The following is a 22,918-nucleotide window of genomic DNA, read 5'->3' as shown; positions in this document are numbered from 1 at the left end:
TCAGTGAGGTTAGTAATTGTCTTGAACTTTATATTGTAACCGCTCATGGTTGTCTTGTTTATTTTGCTTTCAAAATTTACGTTGTGATAATCCGCAGCGGTTTTTTATATGCCAAGGAGATATGAACTATGAATACATTTATGGACGCTTTAACAAACAATGAAAAATCCTATACCGCTAATGATGGTACTGCGTATCATACGAGTGGTAGTCCTCTTGTGGACCTTAATTTCTCTGTGCCTACATTGCGTCAGGTCGCAGTTAATTTTTATGGTAAAAGTAACCATGACCGCTATTTCTATGGTGCACATCGCACTATGGATGCTGTGGAAGCATTGCGCTTATTTATTACATCCTATGATGAAGACCCTCTGTATACCATGAAATGGCTTATGTATGCTCGCCATATTAAGCTAGGCCTTGGCGAGCGTGATGTATTTCGCATGATGCTCACTAAAATTGGTGAATTGTATCCAGAGATGGCATTGCAGTTCATCATCGGCACCGAGTTATGGAACTATGGCCGTTGGGATGATGTGTTACGCATCTTTTTTGATACTACAAGTGGTATCTTACACGATGGACTAGGGGCGTTAATAGCTAATCAGTTTAGACGCGATGTAATCGCGTGTGGACTAGGCGATTCTATTAGCTTATTAGCAAAATGGATGCCATCCAATAATACATCGTCTAAGCAAAAACGTTCTGAGGCGGCTATTTTACAATCCTTATTACATCTAAATGCACGAGAGTATCGTAAAATGTTGTCTAAATTGCGCGAACATTTAGCGGTGGTAGATCGCAAGGCTTCTCTTAACCAATGGAACGATATTAATTATAATCATGTACCATCAAAGGCGAATCTTAAATATCGTAATGCTTTCTTAAAACATGATGAAGAACGCCGCCAGGCGTATCTTACATCATTAGAAAAGGGAGACGACTCAGTTAAGATTAATGCCAATTCTATGTTCTTGTATGATATTGTGCAAGCCTACGTAAAGGCGGATAGTTGCTGGGATAGTAGTCTAAATCCATATGACGAAACGCTAGAGCAATTATGTCATGCTCAAGAATCGCCTAAGGATTATGACGATATCTTAGTTATACGCGACGGGTCTGGATCTATGGGGCAACAACTATCTGGTAATAGTTCCGTTACCGCACTTAGCGTAGCAGACTCTATTGCATTGTATTGTTCACAGCATAATAAGAATGAATCCTTTAAAAATCGATTCATTACTTTTAGCAATCGCCCTCAGATAGTAGACATTTCGATGTGTGAAACTTTGCGAGATAAGCTTAGACGCTTACATCGCTTTGACGATTACAGCAATACGGATATAGAGGCAACATTTGACTTAATTCTCGACACAGCTGTAAAACATCATCTGCGTCAAGAGGAGTTACCTTCAGCATGCCTCATTATTTCTGATATGCAGTTTGATCAGGCTACAAAGCATGAGGATAACACGACTGTTATTGAATCATGTCGTCAGAAATTTGAAGCCCTTGGGTATACTATGCCACGGCTCATTTTCTGGAATGTATCTGTCTATGCACATAATACAATTCCTGTACAAATGCATCCGAGTGGTGTTATTCTCGTATCTGGATTCTCTAAATCCATCGTAGATATGGTGGTATCTAGAGAAGTCAATCCTGAAACGGCACTTAAAGCCGAATTAGATGCTAAATGTAGTATTGTAGATACAGTATTACAAGGCTATGTAAATGTAGCGTAACATTTATATAATATCATTAAAATAGGTTCCTATTAGTCACAATATGACGAGTAGGAACCTTCTTTTTGTGTAATTAATTTGTGCTATAATGAGTTGTAGGTTTTATAATATAACAATCATTTTATATATACGAGGAATTAAGTATGGCAATTAGCAAAGAAATACAAAAATCTAGCGAAATGATGTTTGATGGTAAATTAATCAAAGTTACCTACGATATAGCTGATGTAAACGGAAATGATGCATGGCGTGAGGTTGTACATCATCCCGGAGCAACCGCTATCGTTGTTGTTACAGAAGATAATAAAATCGTAATGGAACGCCAATTCCGTTATGCTTTACAACAACCTTTGCTTGAAATTCCAGCTGGTAAACTAGATCCTAACGAAGAACCTATTAATTGTGCTAAACGTGAATTAGCTGAGGAAACTGGTTACCGCGCTAAAGAATGGATTTCATTAGGCACAATTGCCACAAGTCCTGGATTTTGTAATGAAGTATTACATCTATACTTAGCAAAAGACCTCACCATGGGTGAAACTCATTGGGATCCAGATGAATACGTAGAACTTGAATACTATACATTACCTGAACTGCTAGAGGCTATCAAGGCTGAGCAAATTAAGGATAGTAAATCATTGGCAGCACTTATGCTTGCTATGCCATATCTTAAATAGACTTCCTTTGGGAGGAGTTATTATGTATAAAAGAATCATTATATTAGTTATGGATTCTGTTGGCATTGGTCATGCCCCAGATGCGGAAAAATTTAATGATGAAGGGTCTAATACATTAGGACATATTGAAGCAACTGCAGGTTTGATTCATTGTCCTACATTGCGTTCTCTAGGATTGGCCAATATTGCGGATATTAAGACCGATGAAACACCTGTTATGGGTGCTTATGGGAAAATGGAGGAAGTCAGTACGGGAAAGGATACAACCAGTGGTCATTGGGAAATGATGGGCCATCCTGTTACGGTTCCGTTCCCAACATTTTATGATGGTTTTCCTAAGGAGTTAATGGATACTTTTACCAAAGAAACTGGTTATGGGTATCTTGGTAATGAGGTAGCATCTGGCACTGAAATCATCGAGCGCCTTGGCGTGGAACACATGAAAACGGGGAAACCTATTGTGTACACCTCTGCCGATTCGGTATTTCAAATTGCAGCACACGAGGATGTGATTCCTCTAGAGGATTTATATCGTATGTGCGAAATTACGCGTAACAAAGTATGCGTGGGTGACTATTATGTAGGACGTATCATTGCTCGTCCGTTTGTAGGAAAACCAGGTCATTTTGTACGTACCTCGAATCGCCATGATTATAGCCGTATGCCTGAACACCGCATGGTGCAACAGGAATTACAAGCCGCACAAATTCCGACGGTGGCCGTCGGCAAAATTGGCGATATTTATGCTCATGTCGGATGGGATGAAAGCTATCCAACGAAATCAAATGCTCACGGCATGAATGTGGTACCTTACTTATTAGGTTCCTCCTTTGAAAGTGGCCTCATGATGGTAAACCTTGTAGAGTTTGATAGTTTATATGGTCATCGTCGTAACGTAGAAGGCTATAAACGTGCTATCGAAGATTTCGATTATCAATTGAGTGGATTATTGCCATTATTGAAAGATGATGATTTGCTTATCATCACAGCTGACCATGGTAATGATCCTACATGGCATGGCACAGACCATACGCGTGAACATGTTCCATTACTTGCCTATAGTCCAAGTATGAAAGGGGCTATCGATTTAGGTTTACGCCATAGTTTTGGTGATATAGGACAAACCGTATTGGCGAACTTTGGACTTTCACCATATGCAGTAGGCACATCATTTTTAAAAGATATTATGAAATAGTCGTATTGTGTAATATAATCCTTGCGTCACAATATCTTGTATGATATAATCATTCAGGTATAAGAAACGATTTTTAAGGAGGTGACTCAATTGCCAAACATTAAATCCAGTATTAGAAGCGTAAAAACGGATGCTGAACGTCGTGCGAAAAACGCCGCTGTGAAATCTCAAATCCGTACAGCAGCTCGTAAAACCGTTGAAGCTGTTCAAGCAGGCGCAGTAGAAGAAGCAAAACAAGCACTTGTTCAAGCTACTAGCGTAATTGATAAAGCAGCCTCCAAAGGTGTACTTCATAAAAACACTGCAGCTCGCAAAAAATCCAACCTTGCAGCTAAAGTAAACGCTTTATAATTTTATAGAGCCAAAGCCCATCATCGATGGGCTTTTTTTATACCCAAAGGACGCCAAAAGGCGTCCTTTTTCCTTGTACCCAGCAGTAATAAAATTGATTTTTAGTATTAAATGCTGTAATCATAAAATATATGCATAACATTTTGAATACCTTATGGGAGTGGACTGAGGGTAGCTCCAAAACCGACTTTGGCCCTGCGAAGGCCGTAGGCCGTAGTCAGACCCGGCCGGTGGAGGTTTTGGGGCTGCCCTCAGTCCTATTCTGCAAAACTTAGAAAGATGAATGCATATATTTTTGATAGAAGCAAAGGTAGTAAAAATCAATTTTATTACGCCTCAATATGCTATAATGAAACATATGATTAAGCGAGGTGTACTTATGAAAAAATTAATGATTATAGATGGCAGCAGCCTGTTATTTCGTGCCTTTTTTGCGCTTCCTCCGTTGAAGTCTGCTCTTGGCACGCCAACCAATGCAGTATATGGTTTTTTGACAATGCTCATTAAATTATATGAAGAGATTAAACCTGATTATATTGCTGTAGCCTTTGATAAAGGTCGTCAAACGTTCCGTACGGAAATGTATAGTGAATATAAAGGTAATCGCCCTGATGCACCAGAGGATTTACGTCCTCAATTTAGTTTGATTCAAGATGTGCTGAAGGCTCTTGGCATTTGTGTTATTGAAGAGGAAGGTTATGAGGGGGACGATATTCTTGGTTCCTTGTCTAAGAAATTTGGATCTTCTGATTTAGCAGTGCAAATTATTACTGGTGATCGTGATAATTTACAGCTTGTTACCGACTACAGTCATGTATTCTTAACTAAAAAAGGTATCTCGGATATGCTGGAGGTTACCTTGGATAATATGGCTGAATTATATGGCTATGGTCCAGATAAGGTTATCGAAATGAAGGCACTTATGGGCGATTCTTCCGATAATATTCCAGGCGTTCCAGGGGTTGGTGAAAAAACAGCTCTTAAATTGATTAATGAATATGGTGATTTAGAGTCTGTATATGAGAATATCGATAACATTTCTGGCAAGAAATTAAAAGAACGTCTTGTTGAAAATAAAGAGTTAGCCTTCTTATCTCGTCAATTGGCTACCATTAAGACTGACATGGACTTGTCTTATACGCTCGATCAATTTGTACAGAATTTCCATCTTGGCGAAGTGAAACCGATGTTTGAAACATTAGGTTTTACAAAATTGACACCTCGCTTGGCTAGTGTGATGGGCTCAGAAGGTGGCGACGCAGAGGATTTTGGTGGCCTATTTAGTATGGCCGAAGAGATTAAAATCGAAGATCTCTTAGATGCATCTGCTCTTACTGAGGACTTTTACAAAAATAAAACCATTGGTGTTCATATTATTACGGATGGCAAAGCGCCGTTCCGTACGATTACATCTGCTTTCATTAATAATGGTGAAAGCATTATCAAGCTAGATGGTTCTCATAATGACAAATTATTGAATGCATTGAATGGTGCAAAGACGGTTGTAACGACGCAAAGCAAGGAATTGATGGAGGTTCTTTGCCACGATGAACCGGCTCAAATCCGTTTGTATGAAAATGGTGTGGCCCGTATTCACGATGTATCATTGATGGCCTATTTGTTGGACCCAACGCGTACCAATTATGGTTATCTCTATTTAACAGAGCGTTTTAGTGTGCCATCCATTGCTACAGGTAGTGTAGATGTAGAGTGCGTCTCTATGGTGAAAGCATTGCTTGCTATGGACGATGCCGCTGTTAAGGCATTGCAAGAAGAATCCTTATGGGATTTATATAACAATATTGAATTGCCATTGATTCATACATTATTAGTTATGGAGAAAAATGGTATTTATATTGACCCTGTAAAATTAGAAGAAACAACTGTTAAATTCAAGGCGGAACTCGAAGCTGTTCAGCAAGAAATTTATGAATTAGCAGGGGAAACGTTTAATATTAATTCTCCCAAACAATTGGGAATCATCTTGTTTGAAAAGATGAATCTACCTGTCATTAAAAAGACGAAAACAGGTTACTCCACAGATGCAGAAGTATTGGATATGCTTCGTCATGAAAGCCCTATTGTAGAGAAGATTTTAGCCTATCGTTCCGTAGCTAAATTAGTTTCTACCTATTGTGAAGGCTTATCGGTCCTCATCAATCCTGAAACGCATCGCATTCATACCACATTCAACCAAATGGTAACAGCTACTGGACGCTTGAGCTCTTCAGATCCGAACTTACAAAATATTCCTGTTCGTACAGAAAAGGGTCGTGAAATTAGAGCGTTATTCTATCCTGGCGAAGGCTTTGATACATTGGTGAGTGCCGATTATTCACAAATCGAGCTCCGTATCTTGGCGCATTTGTCTGGTGATGAAGCATTAATTAAGGCTTTCAACGAGGGCAAGGATATTCATAGATTTACCGCTGCCGAAGTGCTTGGCAAGTCTCAAGATGAAGTGACAAGCGAAGAGCGGTCTCACGCAAAGGCTGTCAATTTTGGCATTATCTATGGCATTTCAGATTTTGGTTTGTCTCGTGATTTAGGCATTACACGTCAAGAAGCAAAAAACTATATTGAGCTTTATTTTAGCCGCTATCCAAAGGTTAAGGAATATATGGATAACATGGTAACAGAAGCCCATGAGACGGGTAAGGTGCGTACGATGTTTGGTCGCATGCGCGAGTTACCAGATATTAATAGTCGCAATTTTAACCGTCGTTCCTTTGCAGAGCGTACGGCTATGAATACACCGATACAAGGTACTGCTGCTGATATTATTAAGCTGGCTATGAACAAGGTAGAGTCCATTCTAGAAGAGAAGACGTTTAAATCTCGCTTATTATTACAGGTGCATGATGAACTTGTACTAGAAGTGGTAAATGAAGAATTGGATGCTATTCAAACGTTACTTAAGGAAACTATGGAATCCATTGTAGAATTACATGTTCCACTTATCGTTGATGTACATAATGCGGAAAACTGGGCACTTGTAAAATAAATTTTACATATAACGTTCGAGTAGAAGGATAGATGCAGGAGGCACATATGTTAAAAATAGGTTTAACAGGTGGAATTGCATCTGGCAAGAGTACAGTACTAGACTTTTTTAAAAAGAAGGATGTACCTTATATTGATGCCGATGTAGTAGCACGTGAAGTGGTTAATCTTGGTACGCCTGGACTCGCTGCTATCCGTGAATTATTTGGTGATACAGTGATTCTCGATGATGGTAGATTAAATCGTGAAGCACTTGGTAGTATCGTCTTTCATAATGAAGAAAAACGCCTACAGTTAAATAGCTGCTTACATGGTTTCATTCGTCAGCGTATTGATGAATTGAGTGCTATGTACGAAGAGGAAGAGGCACCAATCGTAATTTATGATATTCCTCTTCTCATTGAGGGTAAGTGGTATGAGCGACTCGATACGGTTTGGCTTGTCTATGTATCGCCAGAGGTGCAGGTTCGCCGATTAATGGAGCGCAATGGATATTCAAGAGAAGACGCATTAGCGCGTATTCAAAGTCAAATGTTATTAGATGATAAACGCTTATTTGCAGATGTCATCATTAATAATGATGGTACGCCTGACGAATTATATATTCAGTTGGAAAAATTGTGGCACGAGAAACTATTGCCGTTGTATAATAAATAATTATCAATTAATGTATGATTGAATTCATACAATATAAATATGTAATGGTTTGAACTAAGGGGAGGATGTATGAAACGAACTACCGCAACAGCATTGGCTGTTGTTGTGTTAGGATGGTTTTATTTTAACCATTTACAAAATCCTGTGGCACGCTATACGGCATACCCCTTTAATTATAGAGATGTAGTTGTATCGGCTGCGGAAAAGGAAGAGGTATCACCGGCCTTGGTGGCCAGTGTCATTTTGGCTGAAAGTAAATATAAAAATACTGCTGAATCCGAAACAGGCGCTCTTGGATTGATGCAACTCATGCCGGATACAGCTCGTTGGGTAGCACAACAAATGGGGCATGGTAACTACACGGATCGTCAGCTAAAAGAGCCAGAAATAAATATTCAGCTAGGTACGTGGTATTTAGGGTATTTATTAAAAGAATTTAACGGTGATGAGGTACAAGCTCTGGCTGCCTATAATGCAGGGCATGGACATGTTGAGTCCTGGGTTAAGGAAAAAAATTGGAATGGTATGATTGATACGATTCCGTTTCCTGAAACACGTATGTATGTGAAGACAGTATTAATGTATCAAGAAAGATATGAGGCATTATATGGAGAATATCATTGAAACCTGTAAGTCTTTAGACTATTCTTGGTTGCCACCGGAGATTGGTAATTTTAAACTCAAGGTGACAGGGCCCGATGAAATTGTGAAAGCGCAAGAAACATTAGCTGCAGGTGAAGCCGTGTTGACTTTACCTTTATTTCACTATGAAAATGATTTAGGTTGGAAGTGGTGTGCTCTTTACGATAAAGAGGTAGAGGATTATACCGTGCACGTAGTGATGCCTTTGTTCACATTTGTAGATATATCTTTTGTGCGCCAAGATTTCGAACCGTATTGGCAGGGCCTACAAGAACGTTGTGTTCAGGGGCTTTCAAAATTACTAATCAACAGTGCAGAAAATTTTACCTATACCTATATGCGCAAGGGGCTACAAAATTGGGATTATGAATCTGTTATGCCCGCTGAGTTAGAAGGATTTGTACGAGATATAACACCTAAAAATGCGGTGCGCATGATTAATGGTTCCTATATCATAGGTGAATATCGAAAGATGGATGAATGCACAGGATTACTGTTGTACTATAATGAATATCGCGATGAATTCTTTGCAGAATTACGGTATCAAAATTATCCAGAAATTGACCATCATCTTGATGCTAAGTCATTACATGATTTGGAACATGTACTATCTGAACATTTAAAAAATATACTGTGTGAACTAAATTCACGCGGTTAAATTGTACATTTTAGCGGAATTATGCTATACTATACATGACTTTTATATAAACTTTTTTAAGAGTGGGCTATTTTTTGCTCACTCTTTCGTTTATGATTGGGTGAAATTAGTCATATAATTGTATCAAATTGTATGATGAAAACAGCGTATATAATCGATATGTAGTATGTTATAAGGAGGCGATGGCTATGAAAAGAGAGGCCGTAGAGGAATTTGTATCCTCTGTAGTTGAAGGCGTTATAGCTGGCACGAATCTGGAATTAGTCGATGTCGACTATGTTCGAGAACGGGATTGGTATTTGCGCGTGTACCTTGATAAACCAGGTGGTGTCGATTTGGATGACTGTCAAATGGTCAGTGAAAAATTGAGCGCAGCTCTCGATGAGAAAGACCCTATTGCAGAAAATTATTTGCTTGAAGTGTCTTCTCCTGGTCTTGATCGAGTTCTAAAAAAGGATAAAGATTTCATTCGCTATAATGGCCGTGATGTAGATATCCAATTGTTCAAACCTATTAATGGCAGTAAACAATATACGGGTGTGCTACAGGGCTTTACAGATACAACGATAGAATTTTCAATCAATGGTGAAAGCGTAACATTTGATCGTTCTGCCATTGCACAAATTCGATTACATCTTGATTTTTAATATATGGAGGCATACGAGTGAGTCAAGAATTAATTCAAGCAGTTATGGTGCTGACAAAACAAAAAGGTTTTGCACCTGAGGTTATTTTTGAATCCCTAGAAGCTGCATTATTACAAGCATATCGTAAGGAACCACATTCTAATCCAGATGCGTATGTGGAATTGAATCGTGAAACTGGTGCCTATAAGGTAATGGCGAAGAAACAAGTTGTAGAAACTGTAGAATTCCCAGAAACAGAAATCAGCCTATTAGATGCTCGTAAAATCGATAAACGCTATGAAATTGGCGATATTGTTGAAGCAGATGTAACACCTGCTAACTTTGGTCGCAGTGCAGCTCATACAGCTAAACAAATGTTGATTCAACGTTTGAAAGAAGCGGAACGCAGTGTTGTATACGAAGAATATTATAGCCGTGAAGGCGATATCATTACGGGTGTTATTACACGCGTTGAAGGTAAAAACGTATATATCAATTTAGGTAAAACAGAAGCTATTTTACCTCCAACTGAGCAAATCGGTACAGAAACATATCATGAAGGGGACCGCATTAAATGCTATATCGTAGAGGTTAAGAAAACGACAAAAGGCCCTCAAATTATGATTTCCCGTACTCATCCAGGCCTATTAAAACGCTTGTTTGAATTAGAAGTGCCAGAAATCTATGAAGGCGTAGTAGAACTTAAATCTGTAGCTCGTGAACCTGGTATGCGTTCTAAAATCGCCGTATATAGCCGCGATGAATCCATCGATCCAGTTGGTGCTTGCGTAGGTCCGAAAGGTCAACGCGTTCAACACATTGTAGATGAATTGCACGATGAAAAAATCGACATTGTAAAATGGGATGAAGATCCTGCCATTTATATTGCGAACTCTTTAAGTCCTGCAAAGGTAATCTCTGTAGATGTTAGCGAAGAAGAAAAATCTTCTTATGTTGTAGTACCTGATTACCAATTATCCTTGGCTATCGGTAAAGCTGGTCAAAATGCTCGCTTAGCAGCTAAATTGACAAACTGGAAAATCGACATTAAGAGTGAAACACAAGCTGCAGAAAATCCTTTTACAGGTTTTACAAGTACTGAAGCAGCGGAAAGCGAAGACTAATGAAAACCAAATCTCAACCTATGCGCACCTGTGTAGGCTGTGGTGAACCAAAGAGTAAGCGCGAGTTAATGCGTGTTGCTCTAAGCCAAGAAGGGACAATCAGTATCGACAGAACTGGTAAAGCCCCTGGTCGTGGTGCTTATATCTGTGCATCCATGGACTGTTTTGAGGCTGCGTATAAGGGTAAAAAACTAGAACGCTCTTTGAAGCATGCTGTATCAAAAGAGGTATATGAAGCATTGAAGCACGATTTGGAAGGTCATGAATAATTTCAGCATATGAATGAAGATAAAGTTTTAAATCTCTTAGGCTTGGCACAACGGGCCGGAAAATTGAGTTCCGGAGATTTCATCGTAGAGAAAGCGATGAAAAAGAAAACCCCTAAGCTTGTTCTATTAGCAGGTGATTGTGCGGCCAATAATGAAAAGAAATACATACAATTAGCAGAATTACATCATATCCCATTGCGTAAAGTCGGCAGTAAAGAAACATTAGGTACGGCTATAGGCAAAGAAGTACGTGTAGTGGTAGCCGTAGAGGATGATGGATTTGCAAAAGCATTACTAAAAGAGATTGATCAGTAAGAAGGGGGTATGTAGATGTCCAAAAAGCGCGTACATGAAATCGCTAAGGAATTTGGCGTTGAAAGTAAACAGGTTATTTCTATTTTGCAACAACATAATTTTAATGTTACAAAAGCCGTTAATACAGTAGATGATGCAGGTTATACTGTGGTGAAAAACCAGTTAGGTGGTAAATCTAATGGGGCCGATACAAAGGCAGCAGCTGCTCCTGCTAATCCAAGCAAACATGAAAAAGCTGCAACACCTAATAAAGCTGTAAAAACAGATAAACCAGCAAAAGAACAGAGCCATAAAAAAGAGGCTAAACATGATGATAAGAAACATGACGATAAGAAATCTAATGTTCGTCATGTACAAATTAATGAGCCTACTAAAAAACAAAATAATGGCCAAAAACAAGATGGTCGTAACCATCAAAAACAAGATCGTCCCAATGGTAATCAACAAGGCCAAAAGAATGATGGTCAACAAGGTCAAAAGAATGACAACCGTCACAATGGTAATGCAGATAACCGCAACCGCAATGGCCGTGTAGATAATCGCAACAATAATGGCGGTAATCAACAAAATGGCAATGATCGCCGCAATAAGAAAAATAAAAAAGGTAACAATCGCCCACAATCCTTATTGTCCACTTCCATGCAAAAGAAGAAAAATAAGGTAAAACATCGTAACGAGCAATACTTGCAACATAAAGCGGAAGAAGAGCGTAAAGCACAAGAAGCAATTGCTACGGAAATCGAATTAAGCGGTCCTTTAACAGTAAAAGAATTGGCTGAAAAAATGGGCCGTGAAGTATCTGAAATCATCAAAAAATTGATGCTTTTAGGTGTTATGGCTAGCATTAACCAAGAGGTAGATGTTGATACAGCTACCATCGTAGCAGAAGATTTTGGTGTAACCGTAATAGAAGTAGAACCAGAAGAAGATCCTACAGATATCATCGAAATTGAAGATGCACCAGAAACATTGAAACCTCGTCCTCCTGTTGTAACTATCATGGGTCACGTTGACCATGGTAAAACATCCTTGTTGGACGTAATTCGTCAAACTAATGTAACAGCTGGCGAAGCGGGCGGTATTACACAACATATCGGTGCGTACCAAGTTCGTTACAATGACAATAAGATTACATTCCTTGATACACCAGGCCATGAAGCTTTTACAGCGATGCGTTTACGCGGTGCAAAATCTACAGATATCGCAGTTCTCGTAGTAGCTGCCGATGACGGTGTAATGCCTCAAACAATTGAAGCTATTAACCATGCTAAATCTGCTGATGTGCCTATTATCGTAGCTATCAACAAAATGGACAAACCAGGTGCTAACCCAGATCATGTTAAACAACAACTATCTGAACATGGTTTATTGCCAGAAGAGTGGGGCGGCGATGTTATCATGGTTCCTGTATCTGCTAAACAAAAACAAGGTATCGATGATTTGCTCGAAAATATCTTGCTCGTAGCAGAGGTTATGGAATTAAAAGCGAACCCTAACCGTAAAGCATATGGCGTAGTTATCGAAGCTCAACTTGATAAGGGCCGTGGTGCTGTATGTACAGTGCTCGTTCAAAAAGGTTCTCTTCGCGTAGGAGATACAGTTCTTGCTGGTACCGCATATGGTAAAGTTCGTGCCATGACAAATGAACGTGGAGAAAGGGTTAAGGTTGCTCGTCCATCTATGCCAGTCGAAATCTTGGGCTTCTCCGAAGTTCCACAAGCTGGTGAAATCATTTATGGTATGGATGATAATGAAGCACGTACAATCGCTGAAAAACGTATTGCTAAACAACGTGTACAAGAATTACAAGCTACTCACAAGGTTACATTGGATGATATCTTCAACCAAATTCAACAAGGTGAGTTAAAAGACCTTAATATCATCATCAAAGCGGACGTTCAAGGTTCCGTAGAAGCATTGCGTCAATCCTTGGAAGGTATTAAAAACCCTGAAGTTCGTATCGTTATCGTTCATGCTGCCGTAGGTGCTATTAACGAATCTGATATCATGTTGGCATCTGCATCTAATGCAATCGTAATGGGCTTTAATGTACGTCCAGATGCAAATGTTCGCCGTGCTGCGGAACAAGAAAAAGTAGATTTACGTACATATCGTGTCATCTATGATGCTATTAATGACGTTGAGTCTGCTATGCGCGGTATGTTGGCACCTCAATTTAAAGAGGTTGTCGTTGGTCGTGCAGAGGTGCGTCAAGTTATCTCCACACCTAAGGCCATCGTTGCTGGTTCTTATGTAACGGAAGGTCGTATTACGAACGATTCCGAAGTACGTTTGATCCGTGATGGTATTGTCGTATTTGAAGGTAAGGTTGATTCCTTACGTCGTTTCAAAGACGAAGTGAAAGAAGTTAAAACATCCTTCGAATGCGGTATCTCCTTGGAAGGTTACCGCGACATCAAGGAAGGCGACGTAATCGAAGCGTACTTGATGGAAGAAGTTGCACCTCAAATTTAGGAGGTTACTATGAGTGATGTTCGTGTAAGAAAATTACAAGAATTCATCAAACAAGAAGTAAGTCAAATGTTGATGCGTGGGTTGAAAGACCCTCGCATCGGCTTTACTACAGTTACCGATGTCCACGTGACAGGTGATTTGCGTGAAGCTACGATTTATGTTTCCTTGTTTGGTTCTGATAAAGAGAAAGAAGATACTCTTATCGCTTTAAAACATGCATCTGGCCATGTGCGTACCGAGCTTGGCAAGGTATTAAAATTGCGCCATATTCCAACGATTACCTTTGATAAGGATACATCTTTGGATTACAGCATGCATATTGAATCCCTTTTGAATGAAATCAAAAAGGATGAAGAAACAAATTAACACAAAGGATACAGAACATGAGTAAGATCACAATTAATCAATTACACATGGCTCTGTGTGAAGCTAATTCTATAATGCTCACTGTCCACGTACGACCAGATGGCGATGCTATTGGTTCTATGGTTGCCTTTTATGAGGCTCTCGTAGCGCAAGGCAAAACTGTGTATATGGTCGTGGATGATGTAATACCTGAAAAATATTCCTTTTTATCGTATATCGATCAAATTAAGGATGTTGCCTATTTTGAAACACATCCTGTACAGGTTGATATGCTAATGGTATTAGATGCTAGCACGTATGAACGGATTGGCCGCGTAGGTGCACTCTTTAGTGCACCTATTTTTAATATAGATCATCATATTTCTAATTCAGAATTTGCAGATCATCTATATTTAAAACCTGATTTTGCGGCTACTGGTGAAATTATTACAGACTTGTGCGAACAATGGAATTGGCCTATTACAGAGTCTATGGGCAATGCTCTTTATATGGCGATTGCCACCGACTGTGGATTCTTTAAATTTAGCAATACTACAGCTAATACACTTAAAATGGCTAGCCGTTGTGTCGCTGCTGGTGCTCGCCCTAATGTTATTTCCGAAACGATTGAGGCCGTAAGTGCAGCACGTCTTGAATTAACGAAACAGGTAATGCAAACTATTGCTTTTTATAAGGATAATCGCGTTGCTACTATCGAGCTATCTCCAGCGGTTATGTCTATATTAGGCGACGATACAGATGGATTCGTCGACATTATTCGTAATGTAGATACTGTTGATGTGGCCATTTTATTGAAAGGTGAAAGCCCAAATCGCACGCGTATCAGCCTTCGATCTAAGGGGACAGATGTGAATGCTATTGCTAATCATTTTGGCGGTGGTGGTCATATACGTGCTGCTGGTTGTACCATAGAAGGGTCTATCGATGAGGCTAAGTCTCGTCTATTGGGGGTTATCAAATAATGGATGGAGTGCTGCCATTTTTAAAACCTCCTGGTATTACCAGTCATGATGCTGTAGGTATATGTCGTCGTATTTTAAAAGAAAAACGAATTGGTCATAGTGGCACATTGGACCCCATGGCCTATGGTGTATTACCTATCTTTTTGGGTAAGGCCACACGTCTCATTGAATACACAGATGGATTTAATAAGACCTATGTAGCAGAATGTAAATTTGGTACCTTTACTGACACTGAAGATAGTACGGGACAGCCTGTATTACCTGACGATGATATGAATCTCACTAGTGGCGTTACATTACTGGCGGATCACTCTGCAATTAATGAACGATTGATACCGCCAACGTGGGATGAATTATCATCAGTGCTATCTAGATTTGTTGGCACACAAGAGCAACGCCCATCCAAGTACTCGGCTATAAAAATTAATGGTATACGGGCTTATGAATATGCACGTAAGGGAATACCTGTAGAGTTACCAATGCGAACCATTACGATTTCTAATATTGAATTGGTAGCTTATGGTTTTCCTTATTTTACAATTCGTGTCACCTGTTCTGGTGGTACCTATATTCGCTCGTTGTTACGTGATATATGTATTCAATTAGGCATTCCTGGGACTATGACTTCCTTGGCAAGAACTTGTGTGGGGCCTTTTGATATTCAATCTGCCTATATAGCGGAGGAATTAACGATTCACGGTGAAAAATTGTTGTTGCCTACGGATATTGCGGTATCTCATCTTTCAAAAGTGGACGTAGATAGTGTACAATTAAAGATGATGGTACAAGGTAAGGAATTACCAATCGTAGAGGCCTTTTCTCATACGATTCCATCTAACAAGTATAGAGCTTATGGACCTCATGGGTTTGTAGGCATTCTAAAACGAACGAAACATTCACTTAAAGTGGACAAAAATATTTTTATTGAAGGATAAGTATGAAACATTTACACTCGTTTGATGAATTACGTCAAATTAATCGTAAAATCGTATACGCATTAGGCACATTTGATGGTGTACACCGTGGTCATCAACGGGTCATTGGTAATGCAATAGCAGAGGCTAAGGCGCATGATGCCGTTACGGTTCTCGTCACATTTAGTGCGCATCCTATGACTATATTGCGACCTGGAGATGTTCCTAAACGGGTATTATCTGCCGATATTATGGATGAAATCTTAGAATCTCTAAAGGTAGATTATATCTTACGATTGCCTATGAATTTGGACATATTCAATATGTCACCTGATGACTTTTTAGACGCTCTTTGTGGTGATATAGATGTTGTAGGTATCGCAATTGGTACTAACTTTACATTTGGTGCCAAAGGGGCTGGCAATCCTCAGTTAATGCGGGAACGTTTGTCTGCAAAAGGGATTCATATCATTGTTGAACCTTTGCTATCTACAGAAGAAGGTCCTATTTGTAGCACGAATATACGTAAGGCTATAGAAGAAGGGCATATGGAACAAGCGGCGGCTTGGCTCGGACGTCCATACCAGTTTAGAGGTATCGTCATAAAAGGTGATCAACGAGGCCGTACATTAGGATTTCCAACAATTAACTTTTTATTGCCCAATGAGATGGCAATCCCACCTGATGGGGTATATGCTAATCGAGTTTGTATAGATGGCATTTGGTATGATGGTGTTGGAAATATAGGGGATAATCCAACTTTCAAAAACCAATATCATCGATGTGAAGTACATGTATTTGATTTTGACCAAGACGTATATGGTAAGGAAGTAACTGTTCAATTTATATCATATATACGCGGTGAGGTTAAATTTAATAATTTGCAAGAATTGATCGACCAAATGAAGGTCGATGAGGAAACAGCAATTCAGATTTTACGTAATAACCCATAAGGGGGAGCTATGGATATTAAAGACGCACGCAAACAAATAGATACTATTGATGCACAGTTAGTAAACTTATTTGAACAACGTTTATCTATCATTAAATCAATTGGTAAATATAAGGATGAACATCATTTACCACTGATTGATGAAGAACGGGATCATGAGATCATTTCTAGTCTTAAAACTGAATGTGACGATTCACGTATGTTGACATATATTGAATCCTATATGAAGGATGTTATTTCGATTAGCAATGAGTTCTTAAAAGAACACATGCATAAGCATATTTTCCTAATTGGTATGCCTGGTGCCGGTAAAACTACGGTTGGCAAAATGTTAGCTAAAGAATTAGGACGAGATTTCTATGATTTGGATCAAACGATTCAAGATAAAGTGGGGAAAACCGTACAAAATATCTTTATCTATGATGGAAAAGATGCATTTAGTAAGTATGAATATGAAACCATTAAAGAATTGATTCATAATAAACCATCTGTTATTGCTACGGGTGGTGGCACAGTGACATCTGAAAAAATTGTAAATCTCATGAGAAATAATGGTTTAGTTGTCTTTGTTAATCGCGACGTTAACCATATTCTCGATGACTTGGATTTAGAAATTCGTCCACTTGTGAAAGAAAGTATTGAATATATTTTCAATGTTTACGAGGAACGTTATCCTTTATATGAAAGTGTAGCTCATATTAAGATTGGCAATGAAGGCAGCATTACTGACGCTGTTCAAGAAATTATCGAAGCATTACCTAATACGGAGAAATAATGGAAGTATTACGAGGATTTGTATACCGAATTATATATCAGAACACACAGAACACGTATTGTGTATTTCTTGTGAAAGATTATAATGAGGAATACATTACTTGTACTGGTCGCTTTGAAGCCCCAAAAGAAGGGGAAGATATTGAGATTAAAGGCCGTTATGTAGAACATCAAAAATATGGCATTCAGTTTGATGCATCTAGTATAGAAAAATTAAAACCCGATAATATGGGTGCTGCTAGAATGTATTTGATGAACTTAGGCATAAAGGGATTAGGCGAAAAATCTGTAGAGAAAATCTGTGATTATTTCGGCCTCCGGTTATTAGATGTACTGCGTGAAGAACGGCCAGAAGAAATTAAAGATGTGCCAGGTTTACGCAAAGGCGTTAAAGAGGAGTTATATAATACCTTACTCGGTGAAGGTATATTATCCGATTTAAACCATTTCTTTGAGTCTCATCAAATTTCTTCTAAATGGTCTCGCACTGTGTACACCTATTATGGTGCATCCTCTATAGATGTCATACAGGATAATCCTTATAATTTATTGCGTATCGCCCCAGATATGTTATTCAATACGGCTGATACATTAGCTATGAATTTAGGGCTTGATGCTGATGACGAGCGACGATTAGAGGCTGGTGTAAACTGGATTTTAGGGAATTTAGATAATCAAGGTCATACGTGTTTACCTGTCGATGAATTGATAGGTCGTACCTACGATTTATTGCAAGTAGATGCAGATTTAATAGCTAACTATATTGACTCATTAATTTCTCAAGCTATCATGTATAGTACCTATTATGATGATATACTCTATGTATATCCACCTGAAATGTATGTATCTGAAGTAGAAGGTGTACACTATACGCGTGATTTCTTAATTGAAGCTGATCCTATATCTCTAGATATTCCAGATTTTATTGAGCGATTTGAAGCAGATAATCATATTACCTTTGGCCCTGAACAGAAGGAAGCTATAGAATTATCATTTTTTGAAAAATTTTCGCTTATTACCGGTGGACCTGGCACTGGTAAAACTACGATTATTAAAGCCTTAGTTAAAGGTTTTCAATTAGGTGGATTAGGACGTATTATTCTTTGTGCCCCAACGGGACGTGCAGCAAAGCGTTTAACAGAGGCCACTGAGTTTGAAGCCACAACTATACATCGCTTGCTCATGCCTGTAGCTGGCAGTGATTCCTATGATTTTACTAAAAATGAGGATGATCCTCTTGATATAGATGTTATTATCATCGATGAAGCATCCATGCTCAATGTGCGATTGTTTTATTCTCTAATGTCAGCGATTCCTCGTGAGGCCCATGTTATTATTGTAGGCGATGTGGATCAGCTGCCTCCTATAGGTGCTGGATTCGTATTGAAAGATTTACTTGATAGTGATATGGTTCCGTATACGCGATTACAACATATTTATCGTCAAAGTTCTGGTAATAGTATTGTCGATAGTGCGTATGCTATTAACCGTGGTGAAATGCCAAATCTTGATACGACTAGTGATGAATTCACTTTCATTTCCGTTAACTCTCTTGGTGATATGATGAAAGCCATCGTTGATGTGTATAAACGGGAAAAAGAATTTGTCGATGATGAACTTGATATTCAAATCATTTCGCCTATGCGTAGAGGTAAGGCTGGCAGTACAAGTATATCTCAATATGTGCAGCAATCCGTAAACCCTCCAGATAGTTATAAAGGAGAGGTGCGTGTTAATGGAATTACATTCCGCGTTGGTGATAAGGTAATTCAAGTTCTTAACAATTATGAATTAGAAGTTTTTAATGGTGAAATTGGCATTATTTATGCCATTACTAAATCTGATATCTGCATTCGCTTTATTCATAAAGAGGTTCGCCTATCTATTGATGAAGCGCATATGATTATGCCTGCTTATGCTATAACAGTTCATAAAAGTCAAGGCAGTGAATATGGTGTTGTTATCATTCCATTTGTTCCTATGTACGGTGGTATGTTACAACGGAACTTACTCTATACTGCCGTGACAAGAGCCAAGCGAAAGGTTATCATGATCGGTACAAAGAGTTCTGTAGAGCGTGCTGTTAAAACGGTTAATGGTGAAGAACGATATACATTATTTAAAGAACGTTTACAAGGAAGATGTGATGGATAATGAATCTATTTGATTTTTTATTTCCTCCTGTTTGTCCTCATTGTGGTACCCATGTACAACAACAAGGGGATTGGTGTGATGCTTGTATTGAAGAAGTTCTACATGTAAGACAAGTGCCATCTAAATTACTGTCCTCGCTAAATTCTGCTTGGATTCTAGCTGACTATCGAGGTGGTATTAAATCCATGATATATGACGTTAAATTTAATGAAAAAAAGGAGCAGTCCAAAGGGGCTGCTCCTTTTTTAGCATCGTACAACTTGAGGATGCACGATTATAGGCCTCATTATGTGATTCCTATACCATCAAGTGCAGAAAAAAAGAAGGTTAGAGGATATAATCAGGTAGATCTATTTTTTTATGATTGGGTGTTCTCATTTTCAAATTCTAATCGTATTGATGGTAGAAGCAGCGATGACAGTGTAAATGGAGTTATGGAATATAATACTGAAAAAGAGGTCTGTTATAAATGGTTTGATTGTTTATATAAAATGGATACCCATAAAGAAATGTGGAGCTTATCTGGTAGTGAACGTCATAGCACAATCGATAAGGCATTTATGTGGAAGGAAACTTGCGATTCCTCGTTGTTATATGATAAGCGGATTTTATTAGTTGATGATATATTTACGACAGGAGCTACCTTAGAGTCAGCTGCACGAATACTAAGAGCATATCATCCTCAATATATTGAAGCATTGACATTAGCTAGTGGTAGTTTTTAAAAATAAAAGGCTGTAATAGATTTTGTTCTATTACAGCCTTAATTATGTTGTTTAACCTAGTACATCGATAAATGCTTTTACAACATCTGGATCAAAGAGGGAACCTGATGCGCTAAACAATTCTTCTTTTGCTTTAGCTTTTGTTTTTGCCCAAAATTCAGTGGATGGATTCACAGTGGAATCATAGTAATCCGCAACAGCAATGATACGTGCCCCAAGTGGAATGTTGGCGCCACGTAAATGTTTTGGATATCCGGAACCGTCCCATTTTTCATGATGGTAACGAATATATGATAGGATTTGTTGACAACATGGATAGTTTTCAATCATATTAGCACCACTAGCAGCATGTTGTTTATATTTTGACATTTCTTGCTTGTTCAAGTATGGTGCTTTTTGAATCATCGCATTAGGAATCATCAAAAGACCTACATCATGTAATAGTGCAGCATGACGGATTTGTTCAATTTCATTTAATGGCAATCCCATTTTTGCAGCAATACTAACTGCATAATTAGAGACTTGTACAGAGTGTGTATACAAGTGATAGCTTTTCATTTGTATCATTTGTAATAGTTGAGCACTAATGGCCTCTAAACTATCTTTCTCCAGTTCATACAGCCCGGACGGCTGCATCAATGATAACATAAACATAATAAACCCCTCTACTATACAAATATGTAAAGTCCCAACCCCAAGGATTTTACATCGTACAACTTATAGTCCGTTCTTCTTTAACAGTATTCGTATTATACAACAATTTTTATGCTTTGTGTATCGGTATAATGTTTGGTTTTTGAATAGGTATTCATATTTAGCATAATAGAAAGTGTTGACAAAAAAGGAATGCATTAAGAATGGGATGTAAAAATCGTGTTTTAAGAATTATAATAGAAAAATGAAGAATTATTTTATATTCCTATTCCTATTTTCTATACATTGAATTTAAGACTTGCATTTTTTATTCTCATAACAGTGATATTGATAAACACATATGTTTGTATTATCTGCAAATAATAAAGATATAGACATAGATATAATTTATAATCTATAATATTAAAATACGGGTCTGTGGTTGTAAGTCGAGGCCAGTCGCAGGCAAAACGATCCACATAAGCAGTCCAAAGGGCTGTGAGCATGGTGCGGCTTAGATGTAAGTCCTGCCGGGAAACCGAGAGGAGTAGTAGTGGGGAGCTATGGGCTTATGAGCGAACCTTCCAGCAGGCGAGTGTGGGGGCAAAGACCAGGTCAGCCGTATAACGGGCACATGAGGCTTTTCTCATGTGCTTTTTTCATTTATACAGATGTATAAATGAAAATTGTAGATATTGCGTTTGTTAAGCTATATTTTGTATACAGAGAATGTATATTAATACATATTGTGTATAAAAATTAATAGAGAAATCATTAAAATATGGAATTTTAAAAATGTTATATACATTATTATTGACATAATTATTCCGTGTATATATACTATATAAATAAACTTAGTTATATATGAGGTTAAGAAGATGTTTAATAAAAAAGTAAAAAAATTAGTTCTCGGTAGTTTGATGGTTGTTATGGCTGCATCTTTAGTTGGTGGTTGTGGATCTTCTTCTACAACAACGTCTAATAATAAGTTAATTGTTGGCACAAATGCTACATTCGTACCTTTTGAATTTAAAGATGATAAAACCCAAGATTATGCAGGTTTCGATATCGATTTGATTCGTGCAATTGGCAAACGTATTAACAAAGATGTAGAACTTAAAAACGTTGCCTTTGATGCGTTGATTCCAGCATTAAATACACATGATATCGATGTGGCAGCTTCTGGTATGACAATCACCAAAGCACGTAGTGAAAAGGTATTATTCTCATCTCCATACTATGAAAATGCATTAGCTATTGTATATAAAGATTCTAATAGCATTCATTCCTTAGACGATTTGAAGAATAAAAAAATTGCTGCTCAAATGGGGACAACTGGTTCCGATTTAGCTCATAAGATTGAAGGTACTTCTGTAAAAGAATTCGATCATAGTAATGAAGCGTTGTTAGAGTTGCAAAATGGTGGTGTTGATGCTACTGTTATTGATTTACCAGTTGCTCAATATTACAGCACAAAACATCCTGATGAGCATATCCAAATCTTGCCATATCCAAATACAAAAGAGTACTTAGGTTTGGCTTTGAATAAAGATAATAAAGCTTTACAAGAGGAAATTAATAAAGCTATTGCTGATATGAAAGCAGATGGTGAATTTAATACATTATATAAAAAATGGTTTAATGTAGATGCACCTGCAGATATGCCTGTTGTGTTGGATTTTAAATAATTAGGGAGTTGTA

General features: G+C 38.2%; 22 protein-coding genes. 21 read left to right on the top strand and 1 reads right to left on the bottom strand.

Going from position 1 to position 22,918, the window contains the following annotated elements; translation table 11 throughout:
- Nucleotides 1-128: 128 nt before the first annotated feature.
- From O3598_RS01835 to O3598_RS01740, 20 genes are all read left to right on the top strand, one after another.
- Nucleotides 129-1,745, top strand: a complete 1,617-nt coding sequence (locus O3598_RS01835; RefSeq protein ID WP_371451519.1) for a DUF2828 family protein — start codon at nucleotides 129-131, stop codon at nucleotides 1,743-1,745.
- Nucleotides 1,746-1,888: 143 nt separating this feature from the next.
- Nucleotides 1,889-2,422 (top strand): NUDIX hydrolase, encoded by a 534-nt coding sequence (locus O3598_RS01830; RefSeq protein WP_287516855.1) that lies wholly within the window; start codon nucleotides 1,889-1,891, stop codon nucleotides 2,420-2,422.
- Nucleotides 2,423-2,444: 22 nt separating this feature from the next.
- Entirely contained in the window at nucleotides 2,445-3,617 is a 1,173-nt protein-coding gene (locus O3598_RS01825) for a phosphopentomutase (protein ID WP_371451517.1), read from the top strand.
- A gap of 90 nt (nucleotides 3,618-3,707) precedes the next feature.
- Nucleotides 3,708-3,968 (top strand): 30S ribosomal protein S20, encoded by a 261-nt coding sequence (gene rpsT / locus O3598_RS01820; RefSeq protein WP_005378787.1) that lies wholly within the window; start codon nucleotides 3,708-3,710, stop codon nucleotides 3,966-3,968.
- Nucleotides 3,969-4,347: 379 nt separating this feature from the next.
- Nucleotides 4,348-6,972, top strand: a complete 2,625-nt coding sequence (gene polA / locus O3598_RS01815) for a DNA polymerase I (RefSeq protein WP_371451515.1) — start codon at nucleotides 4,348-4,350, stop codon at nucleotides 6,970-6,972.
- Between the two features lie 47 nt (nucleotides 6,973-7,019).
- The gene (gene coaE / locus O3598_RS01810) at nucleotides 7,020-7,628 is read left to right on the top strand and encodes a dephospho-CoA kinase (RefSeq protein ID WP_371451513.1); all 609 of its coding nucleotides are present in this window, start codon (nucleotides 7,020-7,022) and stop codon (nucleotides 7,626-7,628) included.
- Between the two features lie 69 nt (nucleotides 7,629-7,697).
- Nucleotides 7,698-8,252, top strand: coding sequence for a lytic transglycosylase domain-containing protein (locus O3598_RS01805; protein ID WP_371451512.1), 555 nt, complete (start codon nucleotides 7,698-7,700; stop codon nucleotides 8,250-8,252).
- Nucleotides 8,236-8,928: a hypothetical protein gene (locus O3598_RS01800; protein WP_371451510.1), complete on the top strand. Its 693-nt coding sequence runs from the start codon at nucleotides 8,236-8,238 to the stop codon at nucleotides 8,926-8,928. Before O3598_RS01805 ends, O3598_RS01800 begins: the two co-directional genes overlap by 17 nt.
- A 188-nt stretch (nucleotides 8,929-9,116) precedes the next feature.
- Nucleotides 9,117-9,575: a ribosome maturation factor RimP gene (gene rimP / locus O3598_RS01795; protein WP_371451665.1), complete on the top strand. Its 459-nt coding sequence runs from the start codon at nucleotides 9,117-9,119 to the stop codon at nucleotides 9,573-9,575.
- Nucleotides 9,576-9,592: 17 nt separating this feature from the next.
- The gene (nusA, locus tag O3598_RS01790; protein WP_005379049.1) at nucleotides 9,593-10,678 is read left to right on the top strand and encodes a transcription termination factor NusA; all 1,086 of its coding nucleotides are present in this window, start codon (nucleotides 9,593-9,595) and stop codon (nucleotides 10,676-10,678) included.
- Nucleotides 10,678-10,947 carry an RNase P modulator RnpM gene (gene rnpM / locus O3598_RS01785; RefSeq protein WP_287500410.1) on the top strand — a complete coding sequence of 90 codons (270 nt, stop codon included), beginning with the start codon at nucleotides 10,678-10,680 and terminating at the stop codon, nucleotides 10,945-10,947. The genes nusA and rnpM overlap by 1 nt, the downstream gene beginning before the upstream one ends.
- A 9-nt stretch (nucleotides 10,948-10,956) precedes the next feature.
- Nucleotides 10,957-11,262: a L7Ae/L30e/S12e/Gadd45 family ribosomal protein gene (locus O3598_RS01780; RefSeq protein WP_005378872.1), complete on the top strand. Its 306-nt coding sequence runs from the start codon at nucleotides 10,957-10,959 to the stop codon at nucleotides 11,260-11,262.
- A gap of 15 nt (nucleotides 11,263-11,277) precedes the next feature.
- A complete protein-coding gene (infB, locus tag O3598_RS01775) occupies nucleotides 11,278-13,737 on the top strand; it encodes a translation initiation factor IF-2 (RefSeq protein WP_371451508.1) in 2,460 nt (819 codons plus the stop codon).
- A 9-nt stretch (nucleotides 13,738-13,746) separates the two neighbouring features.
- Nucleotides 13,747-14,103 (top strand): 30S ribosome-binding factor RbfA, encoded by a 357-nt coding sequence (gene rbfA, locus O3598_RS01770; protein WP_005380901.1) that lies wholly within the window; start codon nucleotides 13,747-13,749, stop codon nucleotides 14,101-14,103.
- Between the two features lie 17 nt (nucleotides 14,104-14,120).
- Nucleotides 14,121-15,065, top strand: a complete 945-nt coding sequence (locus O3598_RS01765) for a DHH family phosphoesterase (protein ID WP_371451506.1) — start codon at nucleotides 14,121-14,123, stop codon at nucleotides 15,063-15,065.
- Nucleotides 15,065-16,000 carry a tRNA pseudouridine synthase B gene (locus O3598_RS01760; RefSeq protein WP_038123621.1) on the top strand — a complete coding sequence of 312 codons (936 nt, stop codon included), beginning with the start codon at nucleotides 15,065-15,067 and terminating at the stop codon, nucleotides 15,998-16,000. Before O3598_RS01765 ends, O3598_RS01760 begins: the two co-directional genes overlap by 1 nt.
- A gap of 2 nt (nucleotides 16,001-16,002) precedes the next feature.
- Nucleotides 16,003-16,932: a bifunctional riboflavin kinase/FAD synthetase gene (locus O3598_RS01755; RefSeq protein ID WP_371451504.1), complete on the top strand. Its 930-nt coding sequence runs from the start codon at nucleotides 16,003-16,005 to the stop codon at nucleotides 16,930-16,932.
- Between the two features lie 9 nt (nucleotides 16,933-16,941).
- Nucleotides 16,942-17,706: a shikimate kinase gene (locus O3598_RS01750; protein ID WP_005380867.1), complete on the top strand. Its 765-nt coding sequence runs from the start codon at nucleotides 16,942-16,944 to the stop codon at nucleotides 17,704-17,706.
- Nucleotides 17,706-19,859 carry an SF1B family DNA helicase RecD2 gene (gene recD2, locus O3598_RS01745; RefSeq protein ID WP_287530014.1) on the top strand — a complete coding sequence of 718 codons (2,154 nt, stop codon included), beginning with the start codon at nucleotides 17,706-17,708 and terminating at the stop codon, nucleotides 19,857-19,859. The genes O3598_RS01750 and recD2 overlap by 1 nt, the downstream gene beginning before the upstream one ends.
- A complete protein-coding gene (locus O3598_RS01740) occupies nucleotides 19,859-20,584 on the top strand; it encodes a ComF family protein (RefSeq protein ID WP_038123615.1) in 726 nt (241 codons plus the stop codon). The genes recD2 and O3598_RS01740 overlap by 1 nt, the downstream gene beginning before the upstream one ends.
- Before the next feature lie 51 nt (nucleotides 20,585-20,635).
- Here the strand turns inward: O3598_RS01740 and O3598_RS01735 are convergent, their stop codons facing one another.
- Nucleotides 20,636-21,238 carry an HD-GYP domain-containing protein gene (locus O3598_RS01735; RefSeq protein ID WP_005378919.1) on the bottom strand — a complete coding sequence of 201 codons (603 nt, stop codon included), beginning with the start codon at nucleotides 21,236-21,238 and terminating at the stop codon, nucleotides 20,636-20,638.
- Between the two features lie 857 nt (nucleotides 21,239-22,095).
- On the opposite strand from O3598_RS01735, the gene O3598_RS01730 reads away from it, so the two are divergent.
- Nucleotides 22,096-22,905 carry a basic amino acid ABC transporter substrate-binding protein gene (locus tag O3598_RS01730; protein WP_009661307.1) on the top strand — a complete coding sequence of 270 codons (810 nt, stop codon included), beginning with the start codon at nucleotides 22,096-22,098 and terminating at the stop codon, nucleotides 22,903-22,905.
- Nucleotides 22,906-22,918 lie beyond the last annotated feature (13 nt).

It is taken from the genome of Veillonella atypica, assembly GCF_041431435.1.
Classification (GTDB): domain Bacteria; phylum Bacillota; class Negativicutes; order Veillonellales; family Veillonellaceae; genus Veillonella; species Veillonella atypica.
This window is presented reverse-complemented; position numbering and strand designations above follow the sequence as displayed.